This is a genomic window from uncultured Shewanella sp. (assembly GCF_947495455.1).
Taxonomy (GTDB): Bacteria; Pseudomonadota; Gammaproteobacteria; order Enterobacterales; family Shewanellaceae; genus Shewanella.
This window is the reverse complement of record NZ_CANLZC010000092.1, coordinates 1-23,599: the sequence shown is the minus strand read 5'-3', so window position 1 is coordinate 23,599 and position 23,599 is coordinate 1. Positions and strand designations below refer to the sequence as shown.

Genomic DNA, 23,599 nt, shown 5'->3' with positions numbered 1-23,599 from the left:
AGAAAGCCACAACTTAATATAACATCAGCCGAATTCAACGCGATGACAGTAATGCGTTAAACCGATCTGAGGTTAATTAGGCATGAATTGATCAAAAATAGGCGCAATGATGGGGCCTAATGCAGCACCAGTTCCCCAAGAAAAGAGTAAAGTTTGTGTGGCTGACACCACTTGTTGTTTTTTTACCCTATCACACGCATGACTTATTCCTATAGGGTAAAGGCAAAAAACCATTCCTCCCAGTGCAAATGATAAGCTCCCCATTAACCACACACTTTCATGACCAACACTAATGATAGCCAAGCAAATGAACATTGACACTATGGCCAAAACGGCCAATACAGATCGACGACTAAACACATCGGATAATCGCCCAACGGGATATTGAAATAGCATCCCTCCAAAAATGGTCAATCCCATTACGGTTGATATTTCTGAGTTACTGTAGCCCAAATGCCGAATGAAAATCGGATATAACCCATAAATATTACCCAATACCATGCCCGCGACAAAACAAGCTGACATACCCGACGGACTCATCTTCAGCATGGTTTTAATACTAAAAGGCTCTGGCTCTGAAAAAATAGGTGTCACCGTTTTTGATAACGCTAAAGGGATCACGGATAAAGAAGCCAAAATACCAGAAATACAATACAACATTAATGTTTCATGGGAAGCGATGGTTAATAAGAACTGTCCCCCCGCTTGCGCGAGATAAACAGCAATCATATATAAAGCTAAAAATGCACCTCGATTAGCATTATTCGTCGTTCCAAGTATCCAACTTTCAATGACGATATATAAGCCTGCTGTCGCAAACCCCTCTATCAACCTTAACAATAACCAAAAGCTGAACCCGATATAAAAACCATGCAGCATAGCCGCAACCGCGAGTAAAGATGCAAAAGCAGAATAGGCTCGAATATGGCCAACACGTAAAATCAATCCTTCTAATTTAAACGCCCCCACTACCATGCCAACAAAATAACCCGTCGTTAAACTTCCCACTAAAAAACTATTCGCGCCACTACTTTCCAGATTTAAAGCAAGAAAAGTGTTTAATAACGCTCCACCCACGGTCAGGATCACTAAGGACAACAAAGGAATAAACATAAGACGATAACGAGCCATTGCTTCCTCCAAAAACGCTTATAGCGGATCAACATAAAATCGTGGATTATCCTTCACTGTAAACCTGATACTGCCCAAAGGCAGGGCCCAAGTAAGCGGCAAGTAAGCGGATAAACTCACTGAAAGTCAATGATCCCAACCTCGTTTACACACCTAAAAGCACAGTAAATTGGGCGCCAACCCTAAATGAGTAAAGTCTATTTCTCAGTAAATACCATAATTTTTTATTGCCCAAATCCATTTTCAATCAATGCACCTTGAATTGAAAAGCCTGAGAAGCTCTGAATTGATCATCTATATAATGGAATTGATATAAGCTCATAAAGGAGGCCATAAATGCTAAATAATGTATGGAACATTATCAGTACAACTGAACTCTCAACAGGACTCTCTTAACTGGACTCTCTTAACTGGGCTGAGAAGAAGCGCATGAAGGCGCAAATGTCATGTAAAGCATAGAATGCTTGAGAATGACCGCTCCTTTAGCAAATGACTAAAATAATGGTTTTCTCATTTTTGTCATCCTTTGTAAAAGGACAAATACGAAAAAAGGCTCATCATGTGATGAGGCTTTAATCTTTGTGTTGGTGGGTGAGTACGGCGCAAGCCGTGCGCTTACGAACGCGAAGCTGGGGTGGATTTATCCGCGACGCTACCCCAAAACCCCAAAAAATACAGAGCAGTATAAATACGAAAAAGCCCTGCTATTTCTAGCAGGGCTTATCCTAATGTTGGCGGAGCGGACGGGACTCGAACCCGCGACCCCCGGCGTGACAGGCCGGTATTCTAACCAACTGAACTACCGCTCCAATTTTTCACTAACACACTCAAATTTTAATTCAAGTCTATTAATATCAAATTTGGTCAACTTGATTGGCGGAGCGGACGGGACTCGAACCCGCGACCCCCGGCGTGACAGGCCGGTATTCTAACCAACTGAACTACCGCTCCACATCAAGTTGCAGCGAATAATACGGATGTGAGGCCCTAGCGTCAATGACTTTTTTAATTAAACCCACTCAATCAATCAAAAAACAACCACATTGAACACAATTAAAACAAAACAGTAAGCTAATCAACTAGCAAGTCAACCATCAAGAACAAATTATCATCACAATTCAATTGAATGCCTTCCAGCCACAGGCTTAAAACTTACCCTCTGGCAAGGTCAAATCAATCTCATCTAACATCATACTCATTTCAACTTGACTCTGCTTAGCACGTCTTTGCTGCTCAAGTTTTGCATACAGCATTCGTTTACGTTTCTCTCTTGTCCAAAAAATGAGCCCTACAAGCAATAATAAAGAGACGTTTCCACCAATAATCCAAGTTAATGCAAGACGTTTAGCCCTTTGCTCGGCAATCATGGTACGCTCAAGATCAGCAGCAAGCTGCTCTTCGAGTGTTAAGCTTGAAGGGAGTTGGATCAAATTAAAAAATAATGCCGGTAAGGTTAAGTAAATTTCTCTATTATCACTCGAGGCTTCCCCTTGATGGAAAGCTGAATTTTTCACCGTACTGATAGCACTCACATTGACACTATACCCTCCTAAACGCGTGACTTTAGGTAAGGTTATCGTCGTTAGTGAGCTATTAATGCCATCAATTTCAATCACTTTTCTCATACCCATTGGACCAATTAACTCCAAAATAACCTGAGTTTCATTTAAAAAAAGCAGAGTATCATCGATTTCAAGCAGCAAGCTTCTTTGTGTTTCATCGGATGATAAATCCGATATAAAATGCAAATTGATAGGACTTTTCGATAATCGAAAAGCGAGGCGATGTTCACGTTCAAAAATAGCGTTATACAGTTTTACCTCAAAAAAATAGTCCCCCCAAGCCTGATTAAAATCTAATAAACTGGTAAATACGCCATCATCAGGCACTTCGTCGAATCCTTCACCGTTATCTAAATACTGCCCCACATCGACACTGCCCACAGCAAAATTTTCATCTTGAACACCCCCTGCACTAATCAATCGCGCTTGCCATTTAAATAGGTAATCAAGCCCTGGCATTCGCAGTTTTTCACTCTCATTGCTCAGTGATGCCGTTAACTTTAAACGTTCACCTTGAAAAACAGGTTGAGGAATATCTTCTATTTGAATGGCTAAACGAGACACTTTGGTAATAGTTGATCCGGGATTAATTCGTCCAAGTAATTGCCAAGGGCCTGGCATGGGATTATCAATAATGATCATGTCTCCTGCCAGCCCTTGCGCCCATTTAACCTGCTCAGGATGATGATTGGCGTACCATTTATGCCCATCAGGTAATACGATGACCACAGGCGCTGAGCCAAATTCTCTTTCAACAAATAAGGTTAGCCCGAAGACTTTATGATCAATTCTAAATCGGTTCTTGAGTTCACTGGCATTGTTAGCATGATTTTTACTGTGAAGCCTGTCATCCGTCTTAACGGCTTCAAGGGATAAGGCCACACTGACTTCAGCCCATCCCCAACCGAATAAAAAAATCATAAAACAGAAAAAATGCCGTATTCCCTTCAAAAAGCTATCCATAACCGCTTACTTCTCCGTGACTTGCGTCATTTACGCCAAATTCTCAATCTTATTATTCACGCCAAATACAAGCGCCCGCTTTCGCCACAATGTCCAATCGACTTTCGTGAGCAGTCAGTTCATTTTCAGCCGCCAAAATCACATTTAATGGCGGGCGCTGAGCACTCAAACGCTGAATCGCACCGGATTCTTGTCCCGCTTTTTCATTAGATAAATTAAACTTGGTTTGTCCCCCCGTCATGAGGAGGTAAACATCGGCTAAAATTTCCGCATCAAGTAATGCGCCGTGTAATTCTCGACGAGAATTATCGATACCATATCGTTTACACAGGGCATCAAGATTATTTTTCTGACCTGGATGTAAGAATTTTGCCACAGCAAGAGAATCAACAATTTGACAGACATCTGCTGTTTTAGGGCCTGAGGGTTGCAATAATGAGAACTCATGATCCATAAAGCTCACATCAAAGTTTGCATTGTGAGCCACGATTTCAGCGCCATCGATAAACTCAATAAAGCGCTGAGCAATCTGGTGAAAACTGGGTTTATTAGCAACAAACTCATCGGTGATCCCATGCACCTTAATCGCATCTTCATCAATCAGTTGATGCGGATTAATGTATTCATGGAAATGTCTGCCCGTTAATCGCCTATCAATCACTTCAACACAACCGATTTCGATAATCCTATGGCCAAGGTAAACGGCGCCTCCGCCTTGGTTCATACCTGTCGTTTCAGTATCTAAAATAACTTGGCGTTTTGCGGTAGAAATGATATTCATAAATTTTTTACACTATTAAAAACAATTTTGAGTACAATGCTCATCGAGCCAATAATGACTATAGTATCAATTCGATGACCCAACTGAAACAACTCTTCATCTATACCGATGGTTCTTGCCTAGGCAATCCTGGTCCTGGCGGATATGGCATAGTGATGAAATATAAGTCACATGTCAAAGAAATCGCCGATGGTTTTGCATTAACCACCAATAATCGCATGGAGTTATTAGCGCCCATTATTGCTATCGAGGCATTAAAAGAACCCTGTCAGATTATTTTAACCAGCGATAGCCAATATATGCGCCAAGGGATCACCCAATGGATCCATGGCTGGAAACGAAAAGGATGGCTTACCGCAAATAAACAACCCGTCAAGAATGTCGATCTTTGGAAACGGCTTGATAAAGCAATCTCCCCCCACACGATCGATTGGCGCTGGATTAAAGGGCACAGTGGCCATAGTGAAAATGAACGCTGCGACAGATTAGCCAGACAAGCCGCTGAAGCAAAGCCCAAACAAGAAGATACAGGTTATGTAACCCCCCTATTATAAATCAGTCCCTAAACATAAAAAACAAAACCGAGTAAAAGCGTATGCAAATAGCATAGAATGGCAATCTTTATGCTTAAAATGGCATTAACGTCGCTGGCGCCGCTTCATTAATAATGCGGCCTTGGCCACGAGAAGCCACCCCTTCAAACACCATCTATGGTTTTACTATTGTGTCTTTATTTTTTGATTCGAGAAGAAGCCCTTCCTGTGCGACCCGCCGCCGCAGGACGCCATTTAGGTTGCTTGAGGGGCTTTTTGGATTGCAATGGTGTGAGCGGCACCTCAAGTTTTCTCGCCACAATCACATAAACACTGCCACTACTGGGTAACCAGGCTTTCAACCTTTGTTGCCAAAACTGCTTTTTTGGCATGATACGACTCAATAAATGATGATGGAGCACTCTCTCATCACTGACCACTTGATAACCCAGTAGCCCTAACCAATCTTTAACTCGGTAAGGCGTAAAAAAACGACCACACCAAGGTAGCGTATTTTGGTATTGAGACAAAAGCTTACCAATAAACAGTGGACTAATAGGGTTAAACCCAACAATAATGAGATATCCACCAGCAATCAGTACTCTATCTAACTCTCTTAATAAGCGATAAGGATCCTCGTGAAACTCCAATAAAAAACTCATCACAACGGCATCAACTGCTGTATTTTGAATGGGGAGATCCGTTAACTCCGCCATAATATCTGCCGTTGGCGCATCATATAATGAATATTGATTTTGAATCGACAAACCCGTCTTATTCAAATCGGCACTTAAAAAGCCCAAGTTTAACAAATAATAACCAAATATTCTTGGCCACAATGGCGCTAATGTTTGTTCAACAGTAAAACGAATGCTTTCTCCACTTGGCAATTCGCTCCATTGTTGAGGGGGAAACATTCTAGCATGCTGTAACAAAAGTCACCTCCAATCCAATCTTGATATTCCTATCATAATGCTAATTATTCTGTTTTGTCGAAACATCACCTAAAAAAGAGAAAACGGCAGCGATGATACTCTATACAAGCTTCTTACCTGTGAGTACAATAGTCAAACTCAGGGAGATCAAAAATGCAGGCTCACATGTACCGTATTATTCCATTACCCGCTTTTAACGATAATTATATTTGGCTCATTAAACAAGATGATAATTCAGCGATTTATGTGGTCGATCCCGGTGATGCCAACGTTGTTATCCAATACCTCAAGGCAAACCAACTCTCCTTAGCGGGGATCTTGATCACACACCACCACATTGACCATGTGGGAGGCATACCCGCACTCAATGCTTTTGCATGTCAGCAGGCTAATGACAGTACTATTCCTATCTATGGGCCCGCATCGGAAAATATTAAAGGCATTAACCAACCCATTACTAACGAAAAAAGCATTATCTTAAAAAACTTCAACATCAAGGCAACCATCTTTACGATTCCAGGGCACACCTTAGGACATATCGCCTATTTGATCGATAATCACTTATTCTGTGGTGATACCTTATTCAGCGGAGGCTGTGGACGCCTATTTGAAGGAACACCAGAGCAAATGCATGCTTCATTATCCACATTGAGTCAATTACCCGAAACCACAAAAGTGTTTTGCACTCATGAATATACGCTAGCAAATCTTGATTTTGCTTTACGGGTTGACCCCAATAATATCGACTTACAGGCCTACCAAAAACATGTCATAGAAACGCGAAAAAGTGGGCAGGCTTCTTTACCCTCAAGCATAGGGCTAGAGCAAAAAATCAACCCTTTTTTACGCTGTCACACAGATACAATTCAACGCTCAATCAGGCAACATTTTAAACAATTCCCAAGTAAAGAAAGTTCATTTTTTGCACTATTACGTCAATGGAAGGACACAGTCTAAAAAATACTATACAATGCAGCGCCATTCGTGTCCCCAAGAACCGATGAAATTACAGTGTTTGGGACCTTAATTGAGGATAAATTTTTTTCATGCGCGCACCTTATATTATTATTGCAGGGGGTTTTTCTCTGCTAACGGGTTGTCAATCTTTAGACTCTGTTAACCCCGTCCAACCTAACGCTGTAGCTCAGAATACTGCAAAGCCCATCGCCACTAAAGACGATCAACAAGTCGTCGACTCCCCTGTTGTCATTAACGATGTTTGGCAACGGATCCGGCTCAACATGCACTTACCAGTGCCAGATAATAAATTAGTCAATCAATACCGTGATTGGTACATTAAACACCCCAAGCACTTAGAGCAGATTTCAGAACGTGCAACTCCATTTTTATACCTTATTGTTAATGAAATACAAGAGCGTGATCTCCCTATGGAGCTCGCATTATTACCTGTTGTTGAAAGTGCCTTCGATCCCTTTGCTTATTCCGCCGGTGCAGCATCAGGGTTATGGCAGTTTACCTCGCCGATGGCCAAATATTTTGGTTTAAAAATGAATTGGTGGTATGACGGCAGGCGCGACGTTCCTGCAGCGACGGTTGCTGCACTGGATATGATGGAGTATTTATACAAGAAGACCAATCAAAACTGGTTATATGCTATTGCTGCCTACAATACAGGTGAAGGCCGAGTCTTAAATGCCGTTAAACGCAATAAACGTAAGGGCATGTCTACTGATTTTTGGTCTCTTAATTTACCAACAGAAACCGAACGTTATGTACCACAATTATTGGCATTAGCCGATGTGATTAAAAATGCAGATAAATACGGTATCACACTAAAACCAATCAAAAATCAGCCTCAAATAGAAGTTGTTAATGTTGGAGATCAAATTGATCTTGCCGTTGCTGCAGATCTCGCCAAAATGTCGACATCTGATCTCCATAAACTCAACCCAGGATTTAATCGTTGGGCGACGGCGCCTAAAGGGCCACACCATTTAGTGTTACCTATCAGTAAAGCCAAACACTTTAAGCAGGCATTGTCTGAAACTCAGCCCGATGATAGGTTAAATTGGGAAAGGTATAAAGTGAAGTCCGGTGACAGTTTAAGCACTATCGCCAAACATTACCGAACCACAGTTGACGCACTTAAAGCGGTTAATAATATTCAGGGCAGCACCATAGTCGCTGGAAAATTTTTACTGATCCCTGTCGCGGCCAAAAACCCCGATCAATATGTGCTATCGTTAGAACAGCGCACCAATCGTAAGCAGAGCCGTAAACGCGCTTCCGCTAAAGTGAATTATCAGGTTAAATCCGGTGATTCATTTTGGAAAATTGCTCGACAATACAAAGTCAAGGTCTCTCAATTAGCCAACTGGAATAACATGTCTCCTAGAGATCCGTTAAAAATAGGCCGTAAATTGGTCATTTGGACGACGGATGATCAAGCCAGTCTTAATGCCGTTATGCGCACCATACGTTACAAAGTGCGAAGTGGAGACTCATTAGCCCGTATCGCCAATAAATTTAATGTAAGTGTGACTCAATTAGTGAAATGGAATGCTCTGGAAAATCAAAAATATATTCAACCAGGACAAATGCTAAAACTCTATGTGGATATGACGAAAGTTAGAACTTAATCTGCTTCTTTTATTAAAAAGGGCTTGGTTATTCATAACCAAGCCCTTTTTAATACCCGTGATACTACTCATTCAAAAACGGCCTAGCTCCTCAGCATCGCCGACACTTATCCTTTAAAAGACACTTTCTGGCTCACTTTCCCCATCACAATCTGTTTAGACTCCGTTGCTTTGCCGGCAAATACCGCTTGCAAGGTATAATCTTTACCCCATAAAGCACTCATTAACTTTGCAGGCACATCAAACTTCACTTTCATGCTCTTGCCTGAAGCTAATACCGTCTCTCTTAATGCTTGAGTAAACATCATTTGTTCCGACCAAGTCCAGATCCTTTGCCCTTCATCGTTATAAATGTATAAATCCCCACTCTTTCCTGAAGAAAAAAGTAAAGGTACACCATAAGATTGAGGATTTGTCACTTCTAAAACAACCGATAATGCTTTCGCTTTCTCTATGTGTGCAGGAAGGATCAATTTCCCCATCAATAAAGCCGATTGCTGTTGGTCTTTGCTCAATGCTAACTTATCTTCGATGCTAGGTTTGCTCACAGTCACCCCTCCTGATGAAAGGGTATCACTCACACTTGGTGCACAACCAAACATCGACAGTGAGCATAATAAAACCCAAGTTCTTTTTGTCATTACAACCCTCCTAGTTTATCCAACAATTTATCTTTTAATTTTTGTTGTAGCTTGTCGGTTTCTTGTTTCACTTTTCCTTTTAATAATGCTTCTGTATCCAATGTAAATTTAGGCTTAATAACAGTGCCCGTTATGCTCAGTGGTATATCAATACCACTTAACCTACTGCTTTCTTGACCCCCTTGCCCTTCTAAGGACCCCACCACCTTAGTGAGCAATTGATAATTCAGCCCATGATTAATGATATTGACATTGCCTTGTCCCTGAATACGAATTAAAGGCGACGCCATATTCAAATCATTATTTGTCACCACACCTTTGGCAATCTTGAAACTGCCAGCTAAACGAGTAAAGTCGGTTTTTCTCTCGACATCGCCTTCAGTGACATCGGCTCCTGTTAGCTTAGCTTGTGCTTTACGCAGCATTTGCGGAATATTAATACCATAAAGTGCGCCATCCACCACTTCAAATTTCCCTGATGCAACTAAATTCTTCTTAATATTATCAGGAATAAGGCTTGAACCTTCACCTTCAATGCTCAAGTTTGTTAGCCCAGACAATAAGTCCACATTTGCTGCATCTTGAAGTAGAGGTCTTAATTGAACACCTGTGATGCTTTTCTTAAAAGAATAGTGAGCTAACGACGTTTGAGCATTTAACTTTGCACTAGCAAGCAGCTGCCCTTTATAAAGATCAGCCGTTAATGATGGCACATTTAATACGCCATTTTTTAATTGTGCCTTCATCTTCCAATTCGTCGATTTGATATGATTCATCATCACGGATTTAATCGTCATTTCAGCATCGACATTGACTTTCTTTAATGCTGTTAGATTCGGTTCTTGCGTCTTTTGTGCCAACTGACTTGGCTTAGCGGATGGCATAAGCGCTTCATCAGACATCGCAGCTAAAAGTTCATCAAAATTAAGTTCATCAAAGTCTAGCTTAATGTTCAAATCAGGTATTTTTTTCCCATAATTTGCCTCAATATTGGCTGATCCACGGAGATCCATTGCGGCAATGTCATTTATCCCTACACTTAAGGATTTTTCCTTTAAATTGGTGGTTAATTGAATCAAAAAATCAACAGGTAAAGCAGGCTTATCACTGCCTATTCTTTTTATATCATTTTTTATTTCAAGATCTTTAATTTTGACTATTTGCATTTGTTTATCGAGTCGAATCGCCCCTTCACCCTCACTGTTTAATATCATATTCGGTAATTTAGCGCTCAACTCATAATCGAGTGTGGCAAATCGATCTAATTGAAAACGGCCTAAGGTCAAATTCTTAAGCGAAAAAATCTGCTTGGTGCCTGTTTGTTGATTGACGATGAATACTTGACTATTGGTTATTGCAATGCCACCTATATCTAAGCGTGACACATTCACAGCAGTACTGCCTTGTGAGCTTGATTGAGGTGACATTGATTGGGCCTTCTCAGTACTCGTCAGCCCCTCTAAACCAGAACGTCCATCTTTTTGCGTCTCCAAAATGAAAGTCAAACCATCAAGTTTAACCTCTTGTATAACCACAGCTTTTTGAAGCAAAGGCAAAAGCTCAACATCTGCGACGGCGCGATTAACCTGTAACATGTGTGGATATTCAAACCCCTTTGGATTTGATACACTTATCCCACCTAATTCGATCCCCATATGAGGAAAAAAAGTCCAACTTAAATCATCTTTAAGGGTTAGCTGGCGCCCGGTTTTTTCTTTCACAAAATCGATTATTTGTGGTTTGAAATCATTGGGATTAAACAAAAGACTCACGTAAGCCACAAAGGCAATACATAAGGTAAATAATACGATAACCAGCCATTTGATTACTTTCATTAGAGGTTCCATTCAATTAAAAACAAAAATTATTCCGTCAACACCGATAAATCTAACGTTCGAGCTGACAATGCAGCACAGTTCCTATCAGCATATATTCACATTTTAGGCTGAATACTGATCCCTGCAATCTCTAATACATTAAAATACCTATCCATTCATTTTTACTGCCAATTTTCGCGAGCATGTCGCCTAATAATGGCCTTGATGAACCTTGTCCATGAAGCACTTTTCCTTTGCCCTGCTGAGCTAACTTCAACAGACTGTATAATGAATACCTCACCATAAAAAGTCTGCTTCTGGCCACAAGGCCGATACCTTACAAGCAATAGCTGCAACACATCACAATAATGTTCAAATAAATCAGGAAGCAAATCTGACATTTTGGCATCTATTCACCGTATTTTAAAACAGACTACGCCTTGTTCAAAAGCAAAACAAGAAACAAAATAAGTTTCTTGTTAAAAAGATAATAAGAAAGACTTTAAGAATGGAACAATACCCTTTATAATGATAGAAATTTTTATATCGTCCACACGCACCTAAAGTAAAGTGATCCCAAATGAACAATAATTTAGATTTAGAAGATGCTATAGCGGCATTAGATCAATATAACTACGACAAAAAACGAAGCAGTGATTTAGAGCAAGCAAGAAATAAAGCTCAAATGAAAAAGTATATTTCTTCCTTAAACTTTAATTTACGCCGATTACACATATTACAAGATTCTGTGAATGAATTGGTAGAAGAAGAGAAAGAATTGATAGCCCAACAAGAAAATATCCAAACCTACAAAACCAAGGTAATTAACTTATCTCGTCAACTTAATTTGTCCTATGAGCAAGTTATACAAATTATGAAACAGCAAGAAGAAAGTGCATAAAACTGTCATTTTTTTTTGAGTGAACACATTTAATCGTTTATTTTAATCAATACGTTTTATGTTTTTTGCATCGGTATACTGAACATACATTATCCAATGTCCATCAACAGAACTTAGCGCACTTGCCTATTTCATTTTTAGATGATTATCGTTTTCTATAGCCTAATATGATGGGTGTATCTTATATTACAGATGCAAACGCTATATGGCTTTAAACATGAGGATAAAATTTTATTCTCATGTTGTGGCGATTAAGTTAATTTGAGCTAACTCCCTAATGAACTCAAATATAAAATCAATACGCCATTATGCTAATCATTCCTTTTAATGCTTAGTATATAAAACCAACAATCGAGTGAAAGACTAATGGAGTGGATCTGATTTTTTTATACTCAGTATATTAAACTTTTTATAACGTAAGCATAAAAGAAGAAGTGAGAACAATAAATACAAACTCGGCTCAATTATTTCTGACTTCACCGACCAGTAAAAATGGATGGGGGCCAAAATCGCGATAACATAAATCCCATTGTGTAGCTGCTGCCAATGGTGACGCATTTTCCTTTGAATAGTAGCCAAAGATGTCAAAGCTAATGCCATCAACAAGATATATGCTAATACTCCGAGTAAAATATAAGGCCTCTTAACCATTTCACTCATAAAAAAAGACCAAGCAAACAGTAAATCTAAACTCAAAAATGCCAATACATGTAAACTGGCATAGGTAAAGGTATACAAGCCGACTAACCGCCTCATTCGCAACAAGCCACCGAGTTTACCATATTTAGCCAACGGAGAAATCATTAAGGTGAGTATTAAACTATTCATCGCCCCCATTCCGGTGAAATGAATAATATACTGAACAGGATCGCCACCAGCATGTCCATTTATGACATTCACGAATAAATAAATTAAAGGGAATATTCCCAATACATGAGCCACAAACTTAATGAGAGTGATTTGCTTAGCTGATAAACGCATTAGAAATTTACCTTTAAATCAAGCCCTTTATATAAAGCGCCAACATTATCGCCATAACCATTAAAAGGCAGTGTTTTGATGCGTTTAGCTGAAAATAACCCACCTTGACCAATACGCCTTTCAGTGGCTTGTGACCACCTTGGATGATCAACGTCTGGATTGACGTTAGCATAAAAGCCATATTCACTGGGGGCTAAACGATTCCAGCTCGTAAAAGGTTGACTATCAGTTACTCGAATCTTCACTATAGATTTGATACTTTTAAATCCGTATTTCCAAGGAACAACCAAACGGATCGGCGCTCCGTTTTGTGGCGGTAATGTTTTACCATAAAGCCCAACGGCAAGAAATGTTAAGTCTGTCATTGCTTCAGCTAAGGTGAGCCCTTCAACATAAGGATAATTTATTCCACCACCGACAAAACGATTCTTTTGGCCGGGCATTTGCTCAGGATCGTATAAGGTCTCAAAAGCCACATGTGTCGCCTTACTGGTCACCTCGGCTTTTTTTAATATTTCAGCTAATGAAAAACCAATCCAAGGGAGCACCATAGACCAAGCTTCAACACACCGAAAATTATAAATACGCTCTTGCAAGGGAAACAACCGAAAAAGCGCATCATAATCAAGTATCATAGGCCGTTGAACCTCCCCTTCGATACGTAACTGCCAAGGATCCACAGTTAAAGACTGAGCCTGTTCAATGGGATCCGTTTTACTGGTACCGAATTCATAGAAGTTATTATGTGAAATGGCTTTAACCTCCGGTGTTTGCTTCCCATAAATCCATTTATTATATGTAGACTGTTTTTGGAAAGTGAGTGGGCTGCGCTCAAAAGTCACATTAGACTTATCATTATTGAATAAATCCCACAACCCCGCTTTTGTCGGTGTAGCCAACAATGCCCCCGTGCCTAACAACCCCAAATTTTTAACTAATTGACGTCTTTGCAAGTAAACAGATTCTGGGGTGATATCGCTGTCATTAAATTTATCCCACGACGGCTTTTTTTTAATGAACATTATCCTTCCTCACTCTCAATGCCATATGTTCGATATAATAATAGACCGCCCAATTAACCAAAAGTATTCACACCTGCGTTCAGCGTAGGTTTATCTTCTCATCTTTCTTGCAAATATTTAACGATAAAGTGCTTAAGAGTACAGCAATTATATATCCAAAGGCTTGCAGAGCATTAACCTGCATGTCACTCTATGACTCTATCGATATAAAGAGTGATTTTTATGCCTGCTATAACCCTGTCTTCAATATTAGAGTTCGTCCCACTTATTGCTACGGCTTTATTATCTTTATTGGTTGGTGCCTTATTCAACCAAATAAAGACACGACGTAAATGGGAAACCGTCCGCTCTACTCTACAAGCAGAAATGGACAAAACACAAGCCAACTTAAAAGATGAAATCATTCAGTATCAAGAGATCATCGATGACAAAGAAAATATGTTACAACAGCAACAAAGTAAATTAGAGTGGCACTTATCTGAATTAGGCAAAGCTCATGCATTAAGTGAAAGAGTCCCCACCTTAGAACAACAAGTGATCGACGCCCAACGTAAACAAATGGAAGCCCAGCTCAGCTTATCTAAAGCCAATGCCATGCAACAAACTCTAACAGCCAAGTTTGATGCAGAGCGGCAGGCATTAAAAGATAAAGTCGAGCTACTGGAAAATGCGGAGCAAAGATTAAAAACACAGTTTGAAAACCTCGCCCATAAAATTTTTGAAGAGCGCAGTGAAAAACTCCAAACACACAATGATACTCAACTCAATCATGTATTAGCACCATTTAAACAACAACTCGAAGGTTTTAGAGCACAAGTACAAGCATCATACTCTCAAGAACAAAGTGAACGCAATGCTTTAAAACACCAACTAGAGTCACTCTCTCAACTCAACATTAAAATGAGCCAAGACGCCATCAATTTAACAAAAGCACTCAAAGGAGATAATAAGCAACAAGGCAATTGGGGAGAAGTGATTTTAGAGCGTATTCTTCAAGATAGCGGTCTCAGAGAAGGACATGAATATCATACTCAACAAGATTTAAAAAATGAATCGGGTAAACGCTTCAAACCCGATGTCATCGTGCACCTACCCGATAATAAAGATGTGGTTATTGATGCGAAAATGACACTCACCGCTTACGAACGTTATTTTAATAGTGATGATGAAGCCATCCAAGCACAAGCCATTAAAGATCACGTTATCTCAGTCCGCCAACATATTAAAGGACTCAGCCAAAAAGACTATCAAACCTTACACGGACTCAAAAGCCTGGATTATGTGCTCATGTTCCTCCCCTTAGAGCCTGCTTTCTTATTAGCACTTGAACAAGATCCCAGTTTAATTAATTACGCCCTCGAACATAATATCATGCTGGTAAGCCCGACTAACCTCCTTGTCGCCTTACGCACAATCAACAATATTTGGCGTTATGAATATCAAAACCAAAATGCACAAAACATCGCCAAACAAGCGGGGAAAATATATGACAAATTATGTGGTTATTTAGAGGATATGGAAAAATTAGGACGGGCATTAGACAGTGCAGATAAGAGCTATCAACAGGCGATGAACAAACTTTCTTCTGGAAAAGGAAATGTCATACGTCAGGCACATCAAATGCAGCAATTAGGCGTACCTACGAGTAAAAAGTTAACCCCACAATTACTCGATCAAGCTTTTATTGCTCCCCAAAGTGATAGCCAAAAGTAAACACTGTTATCAATATACTCGCATTATTTCAAGGTGTTAGTATATAAGAGGCGATATGAGAAACACTACACTGCCTTGTTTCTCATAGTTGTCCTTGAGCGCTGTGATTTTCCCTAGTGCTATTCCCATTGAAAAAAACAAGACAAAATGGGCACTAAAAGCCATATGTATAGTCAAAAGCTATGGAGACGAAATCAATACTGACAATAATAGAATAATCTTTAACGCTGACGCGATACTTAAAAGTCATTATTACTAAAATACATAATACAATAGCAGCTTCATGTTCCTTATTCATTGAAGTATACAAGGAGAAATGATGACAAAACTATTTTTTATCAAGTTATTCAACCTGTTGTTTACCATTGGACTCAGTTTTTCTTCTATTGCTCAAACACTTACTCAAGATCAAGAAAATTACTTAGCCGCTCAAAAAGCCCTAGAACAAAAAAAAACAAAACGCTATCAAACACTCCGAGCTAAACTTAAGGACTATCCCCTGCGCATTTATTTAGATTATCAATCACAAATAAATACTCTGAGTCGATTATCCGGTGAACAAGCCTCACAGGTTATCGATCAGTGGAAGAATACCCCTTTATACAATCGAGCACGTGGACGCTATTTATCAGAAGTCGGTAAAGAAGAACGTTGGACTGATTTTTTGACCATCAGTCCAACCACTCCCAATAATATTACTCTACAATGTTATTTTTTCAGAGCACAATTAGCCAAAAACCAGCCCAAAATCGCTTATACTGGCGCTAAAGCACTTTGGCAATGGGGGCAGTCTCGCCCAAAAGCCTGCGATCCCTTATTTTCTGCTTGGATACAAGCTGGTCACTTGACCCAAGAATTGATTTGGTCGCGTATGAAGTTAGCCTTTACAGCAAACCAATATAGTCTATTGCAATACTTAGCAAAACAGTTAACACTTCATCCTAAAGAGGCTAATCAACTACTTGATATTTATAAAAAGCCAAGTCGAATAACGGCATTTTTTCCCCTCGATACATCATTAAAAGATATCAACTATTTACAAGAAGACATACTCTTTTTAGGCTTAAAGAAATTATCAAAACGCCATACCGCTCAAGCCCTTTGGCTCTTTTCTCGCTATCAAGCACAGCAGGCTTTTACTGCACAAAAAGCACACCAATTACAACTCGCGTTAATCAAGCGTGCCTTAATCATTGAAGATGAAAGCTTAAAAAAGGATGTCGATAATCAATTACAGGCATTGGCGGCTCAAACCAATCATATTCAACCCAATAAGACATTGGATGACTTACTTGAACGCCGTATTCGTTGGGCCATTAAAAATAAAAATTGGCAACATGCTGAAACCTATATAGGCTCATTGAGTCAACACCTACAGAACAGCCCTCGATGGATCTATTGGCGAGCACGTTTATTACAACATCATAACGCTCAAAACAAGGTAGCAAAAACATTACTGAATAACCTTAGCCAGCAACGGCATTTCTATGGCTACCTTGCAGCTCTTCAACAAAACAAACCTTTTCAATTACAACATCAATCCACACAAAGTTTACCTAAGTTAAGAAAACAACTTGCTAAAGACTTAGGTTTAAACAGAGTCATTGAACTCATGGCGATAAATAATGTATTCGATGCAAGCAGTGAATGGTTAATGTTACTCAATAGGCACCCCCAAATGATGCAACAAGAATATGCGCTTTTTGCATTAGAGCAGCAGTGGTTTAATTTAAGCATCGAAACCAGTATTAAAGCGAAACTTTGGAACGATATGGATTTACGCTTTCCTTATGCCGCAGATTCTCATTTTGAAAAAGCCTCTGTCCAACAACAAATTGATGTTGATGAACTCAGAGCCATAGCACGTAGAGAAAGTGCATTTAACCCCTACGCAGCATCACATGCTGGTGCAAAGGGCTATATGCAATTAATGCCAAATACGGCTAAATCAACAGCAAAAAAAGAAAAAATTAATTATCAATCCACTTCTTTATATGATGAAGCAGTTAATATACAACTTGGCAGTGCCTATTATGCCCAATTAAAAAATGACTTTGATCAAAATCGAATCCTTGCAGCGGCCAGTTATAATGCGGGCCCAAGCAAAGTGAAAAAATGGCTCAAGCAATCACAAGGTCAACTTGACGCTGTCAGTTTTATTGAGACGCTCCCCTATAAAGAAACCCGAGAATACGTACAAGCACTATTGAGTTACCGTGTCATCTACCAATTAAAACAAAACCGACAACCGGATTTTATTTCTCAAGCTGAAATAGAGTTTCAATACTAGGTTCAGTGAAAGGTACATTCCAGTTAAATGTATACATTCAATTTCAAGCCGCTTTCGATTACGTTTACATAGGTTTTTCAATGTATCATACGGATGATAATATATATAAAGCTGAAAATAACATAACGAGAGAGTAGATTAATTTAATGAATAGAACCGGACATCTCAATGCGACTTTTTGCCCAACAGGTGCCATCAGCATAGTAAATGGAGCGACAAATATAATCGCAGGCCAATAAATGAAACCAATCGCCCCTTTTACATGAGTCGCTCCTCCAAGTAATCCGATTATTACACCTATAATAGAAAGGCTAAAGGTGATAATACTTGTTATCGCAAGCGATTTTTCCAATTTAATCGACATTCTTAATAAATACGGAAATGCAATACTGCCTCCGCTTATTCCAAACAATCCTGATTTAAATCCAACCCAAGTACTTAGAAAAGTCATTTTATTTATCAATAATTCCGAATTATGATTAAATAAAATGGAATAAGATAAATATAACAAGAACAAAGAAAACAAGTTAATACTCAATATAGCGGGTGTATGTAGAGATAAAAATAATCCCACAAGATTTGCAGCAACCAAGCAAGGCACTATAGATAATAACTCGCTGAGTTTAATCCAGTTATATCTAAAGTGTTTAACGATACTCGTCCAAGAAGTCAGCGCTGAAATCGTTAATGCAGTATAAACTGCAAAATGTAAATAACTGACTTTTAGCAATAACTGATAAGTAAAAAAAGCACTTAAAGCGGGTACTAAGAATGTCGTTCCACCACTACCCAATAAACCAGATAAGAAACCAACACATATGCCAATGATGATAAGATGAAGATAAGAACTTAAAAGCATTACAACCTCCCAGCAATAATAACAATTGCACAGAATAGTTAACAATAAAAAGTGGTGCGATAAAAAATATTCGCATTGACACCACTAAGAATAATCACTTATTAACACTGTTAAGTTCAAACTAGGAGGCTGTAAACAATTAAAATATAACATGTGCCCCCCCCATAAAAAAGTTGAAATTCAAAACGCGGCACATTGTACTCAGAAAAACAGAAATAACAAGCTTTAAATTTGTTATTGACAATCATTTTTTTTTAATTTAAATTTGCGTCGCTTTTTTAAACAGCAACCTCCCCAAATTGAAAAAATGTAAGGAGGCACTCATGCCATACATTATCTGCACATCATTACATCCTCCAAGTTGTTATTAACAACTTTTTAGTATTTCTCTGTCTTTAGTTTTATTTAAAATAATTTAAGATAATTGACAAATAAACATAACTTTTTGTCTTTCCTTTTCTTATTGCTCCCATTTAGACATTAAAGATAGTCAATAAAAATACAACCAATAATACCTAATAAACAACTACTTGATATTATTCAAGGATAGTTTTATGAAAAAAAATAACTTACTTTTTAAAGATAGACTATTGAATAAAAATAACTATCTATTATTAAATTACAAAGATTTCATGCTAATGCTAACAATAGGGCTGTTCGGCTTTCTTTTTTATGTTGGTTGGCAAGATATGCATAACCCATTAACGGCTTTAACTCAGTTAAATGACATTTCTTTATCACCAGAAAAACTGCCTTACTATAGTTTACGTACCACAATGCGTTTAATCATTGGCATGGTTTTTTCTTTACTGTTCGCTATCATCGTTGGCTATGCCAGTGCCAAAAACAAACATATTGCACGTATTACTTTGCCTATCATTAACTTTTTAGAATCTGCACCGTTAATTGGTTTTCTAACCTTTACCACTGCACTTTTTTTATTTGTTTTTCCAAAAAGTATTATGGGATTAGAAGCGGCTGCTATTTTTGGTGTATTTACAAGCCAAGCATGGAACCTCGCACTCATTTTTTATCAAACACTGCGTATCATTCCAGACGATCTTATTGAAGTCAGTCAGTCATTTAATCTCAACGCTTGGCAGCATCTATGGCGTATCGAATTGCCATACTCTATTCCGGGTTTACTATGGAATACTATGGTCTCTCAATCCGCAGCTTGGTTTGCCATCGTCGCAACAGAAGCCTTACCTCTAGGCAATAAGACCATCATGCTACCAGGGATTGGATCTTATATTCAAACCGCTTTAGTCAATAGCGATATAAAAGCAATATGCTTGGCAATCATTGCTATCATCATTAATATTACTCTTTTTGATCAATTTCTTTTTCGCCCTCTGGTTAAATGGTCAGAAAAATTCAAATATGAGGACATTACTTCAACAGCTCCCAGTACTTCATGGTTCTATCATCTACTGACACACAGCTTTATCGCAAATAAATTCAATCACTATTATAAAATCTGTATTCATAGCATGATTAATTTGCCCAGCTATTTTGTCGCTAAATTTAAATTATCCCCTTTAAGCTTATCCTCTAAAATAAAACAAGGTAGCACTGGTTTATGGTATCTGCTTTTTTTTGCCATCTTCAGTTATATCTGTTACCAACTGTGGCTTTTTTTCCCAAATGGCAGCATGCTTTACCTTATCCCTCTTATGCTCAAAACCACGTTAAGGGTCGCTATTGCTATGTTATTAAGTGTAATATTATTTACACCAATTGGTATTTGGATTGGCTTAAACCCTCGATTAACTAGGTTATTTCAACCAATTATTCAAGTACTAGCGGCAATTCCCCCTAATGTCTTATTTCCAGTGATCACGATTATATTAGTCACAACAAATCAATCATTAAATTTATGGGCGATACCTTTAATCATGTTGGGAACACTATGGTATGTCCTGTTTAATGTTATTGCAGGCGCTGCTTCACTTCCTCAAAACATGCTGGAAATGGCAAAAAGCTTTCGTCTAAACGGGTGGAATTGGTGGTTCAAGTTTATGATCCCAGCCATATTCCCCTATATAGTAACAGGGATAATCAGTGCTGCTGGCGGAGCATGGAACTCAGCAATTGCCGCTGAATTTTTGCAATGGGGCAATCAGACTATCACAACTGACGGCATTGGCGCTCTGATAGCCGAAACAACCAACAATAATCAACTTCACCAAGCAGCCTTAGCTGTGTCTGCATTATGTTTTTTAGTCAGTCTGTGCGTTATCTTTATTTGGAGGCCTCTCTATCGCCTCGCAGAAACTCGATATAAAGTATAGGAGAAGCATTATGAAATCCATATTCACACCTAATTACAAGCATGATAATGCTTTACTCAATACCAAACACATTTGTCAAACATTGGTCAATGACAATAAGCAAGTGCATCAAATATTAGATAATATTAATTTTACTTTATATGAAAATGAAATTGTGGCTATTTTAGGGAAATCTGGAGCGGGTAAATCAACGTTTCTAAGAACCATTTCTGGTTTATTACCCCCTTCAAGCGGCCATGCTTATTATCGAAATAAATTGATCAATAAACCCATTAAACAAATTGCCATGGTATTTCAAAATATCGCACTTTTACCTTGGTTAACAGTACTTGAAAATGTGCAATTTGGACTAGACGCACAAGGGATCCCTAAATCACATAGCAAACCCAAAGCATTAGAAGCATTGAGACTGGTAGGTTTAGCAGGTTATGAGCATGCCTATACAAAAGAGTTATCTGGCGGAATGCGCCAACGTGTAGGTTTTGCTCGTGCCTTTGTGGTAGAACCAGAAATATTATTTATGGATGAACCTTTCTCATCACTTGATATTTATACTGCTAATCTGTTGCGTAAAGATATTATCGAACTATGGCAAGATAAAGCAATAAATACTCGCTCCATGTTAATGGTTACCCATAGTGTGAAAGAAGCGGTTGACATGGCCAATCGAATTATTATTTTTGATCATGATCCAGGCAGGATTGCCTTTGAAATGGTCATTGATGACCAACATCCTAGAGATTTAAAATCCATTGCATTACAAGAAAAAATGAGCTTCATTTCTCATGAAATACTTGAAACAGCCAATTGATCTTGCTTTAGCAATAGTCAAGTTTATGCTCTCATCATAGTACAGCAGAGCGCTCGTGATGACTTGTAATACCAATCTGCATTAGAAGTTGGTCACTTTTGCCCAGCTTCTTGAGCATATGCTTTTGACCCTTTTAGTACACTCAATAAATGTGTTCCATGCACGACAAACATTATCAAGAATATCATCATAATTTTTGAAGCATCTATTAGCTAAACAGTGCTGCCTTAGCCATTGCCATACTTGTTCGATAGGATTTAGTTTTTGTAAATAGAGAGTGGAGAATAAGGCGGGAGTTTCAATATTGATAAGTTATGGAATGAGTCTGTTGTTTCATTCGTATGCCAAGGGGCACCGTCTGTAATAACAAGTGCATATCTGTCTGGTTCTGTTGCCTCTGAAATTTGCCTTAAGTGTTGTGTCATGACTTCTTTATTCACTAATGGCGTAACGAGTGCCTCGGTTTTTCCAGTGACTGGACATACAGCACCAAATATATAAGCCCTATGGTTTATAAAATGTAAATTGCTGTTGTTGAACTGCACGTGGTCTTGTGCCTGTTGCCGCCCGGAGCTTTGCTGTCGTGTTTTGCCGATCATCTTTTAAATAGAAAAGCGAGCTTCATCCTGAAACCACCTAGGTTGTAGCAATAGGCGACGCGATCTAACGGAAGGTGCCCTGGGATCTTATCGATCGTTTTTATCAGGATTTTTTTTAAACTCTTCCTGAACTTTTTCTGATTGTTTAGGATGTTGGGAACGACTCGTGATCCAACTCAGTCCAATGTTTTTCAGGATCTTGTAGACATGATCTAAGTGATACTGAATACCAAACTCAGATTGGATATAACGCTGAATATCCTTGCCTATGAGTCTCCCGCCTTCTTCTGAGCGGCTGGCAGTATCGATATAGGTAAACAATTTTTGCTTTTGTGCATGAGTCATCTTACTCGCATTTTGATTAGACATATCACTTCTCAATGCATCGATACCTTCTGTGAGATAGCTTTTAACCCAAGCGTTGACGCTCGTTCGACTTAGCTTTAATTGGCGAGCTACTAAAGCACGATTATGTGTTTTCTAAAAAGCGTGCAACGGCCAATAAGCGAATTCTCATTCGTGCGTCTTTTTCAGACTTAGATAAGGCGACAAGTTGCTCAGAAGAATAATTTTGCATAATGAAAAAGCGAAATGAAATCGTACTGTATTAGATCATATTTGAGTGCAGATTGGTATTAGCTTTAATTGGCGAGCCACTAAAGCACGATTATGTGTTTTCTAAAAAGCGTGCAACGGCCAATAAGCGAATTCTCATTCGTGCGTCTTTTTCAGACTTAGATAAGGCGACAAGTTGTTCAGAAGAATAATTTTGCATAATGAAAAAGCGAAATGAAATCGTACTGTATTAGATCATATTTGAGTGCAGATTGGTATGAGTACGGCGTCAGCCGTGCGCTTACGAACGCGAAGCTGGGACGGATTTATCCGCGACGCCACCCCAAAAAAATACAGAAAAGTATACATACGAAAAAGCCCTACTATTTCTAGTAGGGCTCATCCTAATGTTGTGAAGCGGACTTGCTCTTTATACCAGCCGAACCCGCGCCCCCCGGCGTGACAGGCCGACTCTTTCTAATGAGAAGTCTCTAATAAAAAGCCCTAAAATCCCCATGGATGGGGTGAATGCTAAATAATGTATGGAACATTATCAGCCCAACTGAACTACCGCTCTATTATTTTTAATCTCATATACGAAAAAAGCCTCA

The 23,599-nt window shown here is 38.9% G+C and carries 18 protein-coding genes, 2 tRNA genes and 1 pseudogene; 8 read left to right on the top strand and 13 right to left on the bottom strand.

The annotated features are described in order from the left end of the window. Nucleotides 1–72: 72 nt before the first annotated feature. The 5 genes from Q0791_RS19270 to dnaQ form a co-directional block, all read right to left on the bottom strand. Nucleotides 73–1,131, bottom strand: a complete 1,059-nt coding sequence (locus tag Q0791_RS19270) for an MFS transporter (RefSeq protein ID WP_299009956.1) — start codon at nt 1,129–1,131, stop codon at nt 73–75. A 732-nt stretch (nt 1,132–1,863) separates the two neighbouring features. Continuing rightward, nucleotides 1,864–1,940 (bottom strand) — tRNA-Asp (locus tag Q0791_RS19265). A gap of 65 nt (nt 1,941–2,005) precedes the next feature. Continuing rightward, nucleotides 2,006–2,082 (bottom strand) — tRNA-Asp (locus Q0791_RS19260). Nucleotides 2,083–2,276: 194 nt separating this feature from the next. Further along, entirely contained in the window at nt 2,277–3,656 is a 1,380-nt protein-coding gene (locus Q0791_RS19255) for a TIGR03503 family protein (RefSeq protein WP_299009953.1), read from the bottom strand. A 52-nt stretch (nt 3,657–3,708) separates the two neighbouring features. Beyond that, entirely contained in the window at nt 3,709–4,437 is a 729-nt protein-coding gene (dnaQ, locus tag Q0791_RS19250) for a DNA polymerase III subunit epsilon (protein ID WP_299009951.1), read from the bottom strand. A 74-nt stretch (nt 4,438–4,511) separates the two neighbouring features. Here dnaQ and rnhA point away from each other — a divergent pair, with 74 nt between their 5' ends. After that, nucleotides 4,512–4,991: a ribonuclease HI gene (gene rnhA / locus Q0791_RS19245; protein ID WP_299009948.1), complete on the top strand. Its 480-nt coding sequence runs from the start codon at nt 4,512–4,514 to the stop codon at nt 4,989–4,991. Nucleotides 4,992–5,167: 176 nt separating this feature from the next. On the opposite strand, the gene Q0791_RS19240 is transcribed toward rnhA, so the two are convergent. Next, nucleotides 5,168–5,905 carry a methyltransferase domain-containing protein gene (locus Q0791_RS19240; protein WP_299009944.1) on the bottom strand — a complete coding sequence of 246 codons (738 nt, stop codon included), beginning with the start codon at nt 5,903–5,905 and terminating at the stop codon, nt 5,168–5,170. Nucleotides 5,906–6,058: 153 nt separating this feature from the next. Here Q0791_RS19240 and gloB point away from each other — a divergent pair, with 153 nt between their 5' ends. Then, nucleotides 6,059–6,862 carry a hydroxyacylglutathione hydrolase gene (gloB, locus tag Q0791_RS19235; protein ID WP_299009941.1) on the top strand — a complete coding sequence of 268 codons (804 nt, stop codon included), beginning with the start codon at nt 6,059–6,061 and terminating at the stop codon, nt 6,860–6,862. 89 nt (nt 6,863–6,951) lie between these two features. Beyond that, on the top strand, nt 6,952–8,505 hold the full coding sequence (locus tag Q0791_RS19230) for a LysM peptidoglycan-binding domain-containing protein (protein WP_299009938.1): 1,554 nt from the start codon (nt 6,952–6,954) through the stop codon (nt 8,503–8,505). Nucleotides 8,506–8,612: 107 nt separating this feature from the next. On the opposite strand, the gene Q0791_RS19225 is transcribed toward Q0791_RS19230, so the two are convergent. The 3 genes from Q0791_RS19225 to Q0791_RS19215 form a co-directional block, all read right to left on the bottom strand. Next, nucleotides 8,613–9,146 carry a BsuPI-related putative proteinase inhibitor gene (locus Q0791_RS19225; protein ID WP_299009935.1) on the bottom strand — a complete coding sequence of 178 codons (534 nt, stop codon included), beginning with the start codon at nt 9,144–9,146 and terminating at the stop codon, nt 8,613–8,615. Next, entirely contained in the window at nt 9,146–10,981 is a 1,836-nt protein-coding gene (locus Q0791_RS19220; protein ID WP_299009933.1) for an AsmA family protein, read from the bottom strand. The genes Q0791_RS19225 and Q0791_RS19220 overlap by 1 nt, the downstream gene beginning before the upstream one ends. Nucleotides 10,982–11,114: 133 nt before the next feature. Further along, nucleotides 11,115–11,267: a hypothetical protein gene (locus Q0791_RS19215; RefSeq protein WP_299009930.1), complete on the bottom strand. Its 153-nt coding sequence runs from the start codon at nt 11,265–11,267 to the stop codon at nt 11,115–11,117. A gap of 276 nt (nt 11,268–11,543) precedes the next feature. Here Q0791_RS19215 and Q0791_RS19210 point away from each other — a divergent pair, with 276 nt between their 5' ends. Next, nucleotides 11,544–11,864 (top strand): hypothetical protein, encoded by a 321-nt coding sequence (locus Q0791_RS19210; protein ID WP_299009929.1) that lies wholly within the window; start codon nt 11,544–11,546, stop codon nt 11,862–11,864. Nucleotides 11,865–12,227: 363 nt separating this feature from the next. On the opposite strand, the gene msrQ is transcribed toward Q0791_RS19210, so the two are convergent. Together msrQ and msrP are read right to left on the bottom strand one after the other, a co-directional pair. Further along, nucleotides 12,228–12,845 (bottom strand): protein-methionine-sulfoxide reductase heme-binding subunit MsrQ, encoded by a 618-nt coding sequence (msrQ, locus tag Q0791_RS19205; protein ID WP_299009927.1) that lies wholly within the window; start codon nt 12,843–12,845, stop codon nt 12,228–12,230. Continuing rightward, entirely contained in the window at nt 12,845–13,867 is a 1,023-nt protein-coding gene (msrP, locus tag Q0791_RS19200; RefSeq protein ID WP_299009925.1) for a protein-methionine-sulfoxide reductase catalytic subunit MsrP, read from the bottom strand. The genes msrQ and msrP overlap by 1 nt, the downstream gene beginning before the upstream one ends. Nucleotides 13,868–14,089: 222 nt before the next feature. Between msrP and rmuC the strand changes: the two genes are divergently transcribed. Beyond that, nucleotides 14,090–15,580, top strand: a complete 1,491-nt coding sequence (gene rmuC / locus Q0791_RS19195; protein ID WP_299009923.1) for a DNA recombination protein RmuC — start codon at nt 14,090–14,092, stop codon at nt 15,578–15,580. Between the two features lie 316 nt (nt 15,581–15,896). Further along, on the top strand, nt 15,897–17,870 hold the full coding sequence (locus tag Q0791_RS19190) for a transglycosylase SLT domain-containing protein (protein ID WP_299009921.1): 1,974 nt from the start codon (nt 15,897–15,899) through the stop codon (nt 17,868–17,870). An 85-nt stretch (nt 17,871–17,955) separates the two neighbouring features. Here the strand turns inward: Q0791_RS19190 and Q0791_RS19185 are convergent, their stop codons facing one another. After that, a complete protein-coding gene (locus Q0791_RS19185; RefSeq protein ID WP_299009919.1) occupies nt 17,956–18,729 on the bottom strand; it encodes a sulfite exporter TauE/SafE family protein in 774 nt (257 codons plus the stop codon). Nucleotides 18,730–19,283: 554 nt separating this feature from the next. Between Q0791_RS19185 and Q0791_RS19180 the strand changes: the two genes are divergently transcribed. Next, the gene (locus Q0791_RS19180; RefSeq protein ID WP_299009917.1) at nt 19,284–21,023 is read left to right on the top strand and encodes an ABC transporter permease subunit; all 1,740 of its coding nucleotides are present in this window, start codon (nt 19,284–19,286) and stop codon (nt 21,021–21,023) included. A gap of 10 nt (nt 21,024–21,033) precedes the next feature. Next, complete coding sequence (locus Q0791_RS19175) at nt 21,034–21,834, top strand: ABC transporter ATP-binding protein (RefSeq protein ID WP_299009915.1); 801 nt, start codon at nt 21,034–21,036, stop codon at nt 21,832–21,834. 81 nt (nt 21,835–21,915) lie between these two features. Here Q0791_RS19175 and Q0791_RS19170 read toward each other — a convergent pair. Beyond that, nucleotides 21,916–23,010 (bottom strand): annotated as a pseudogene (locus Q0791_RS19170) (IS630 family transposase). Nucleotides 23,011–23,599: the final 589 nt, after the last annotated feature.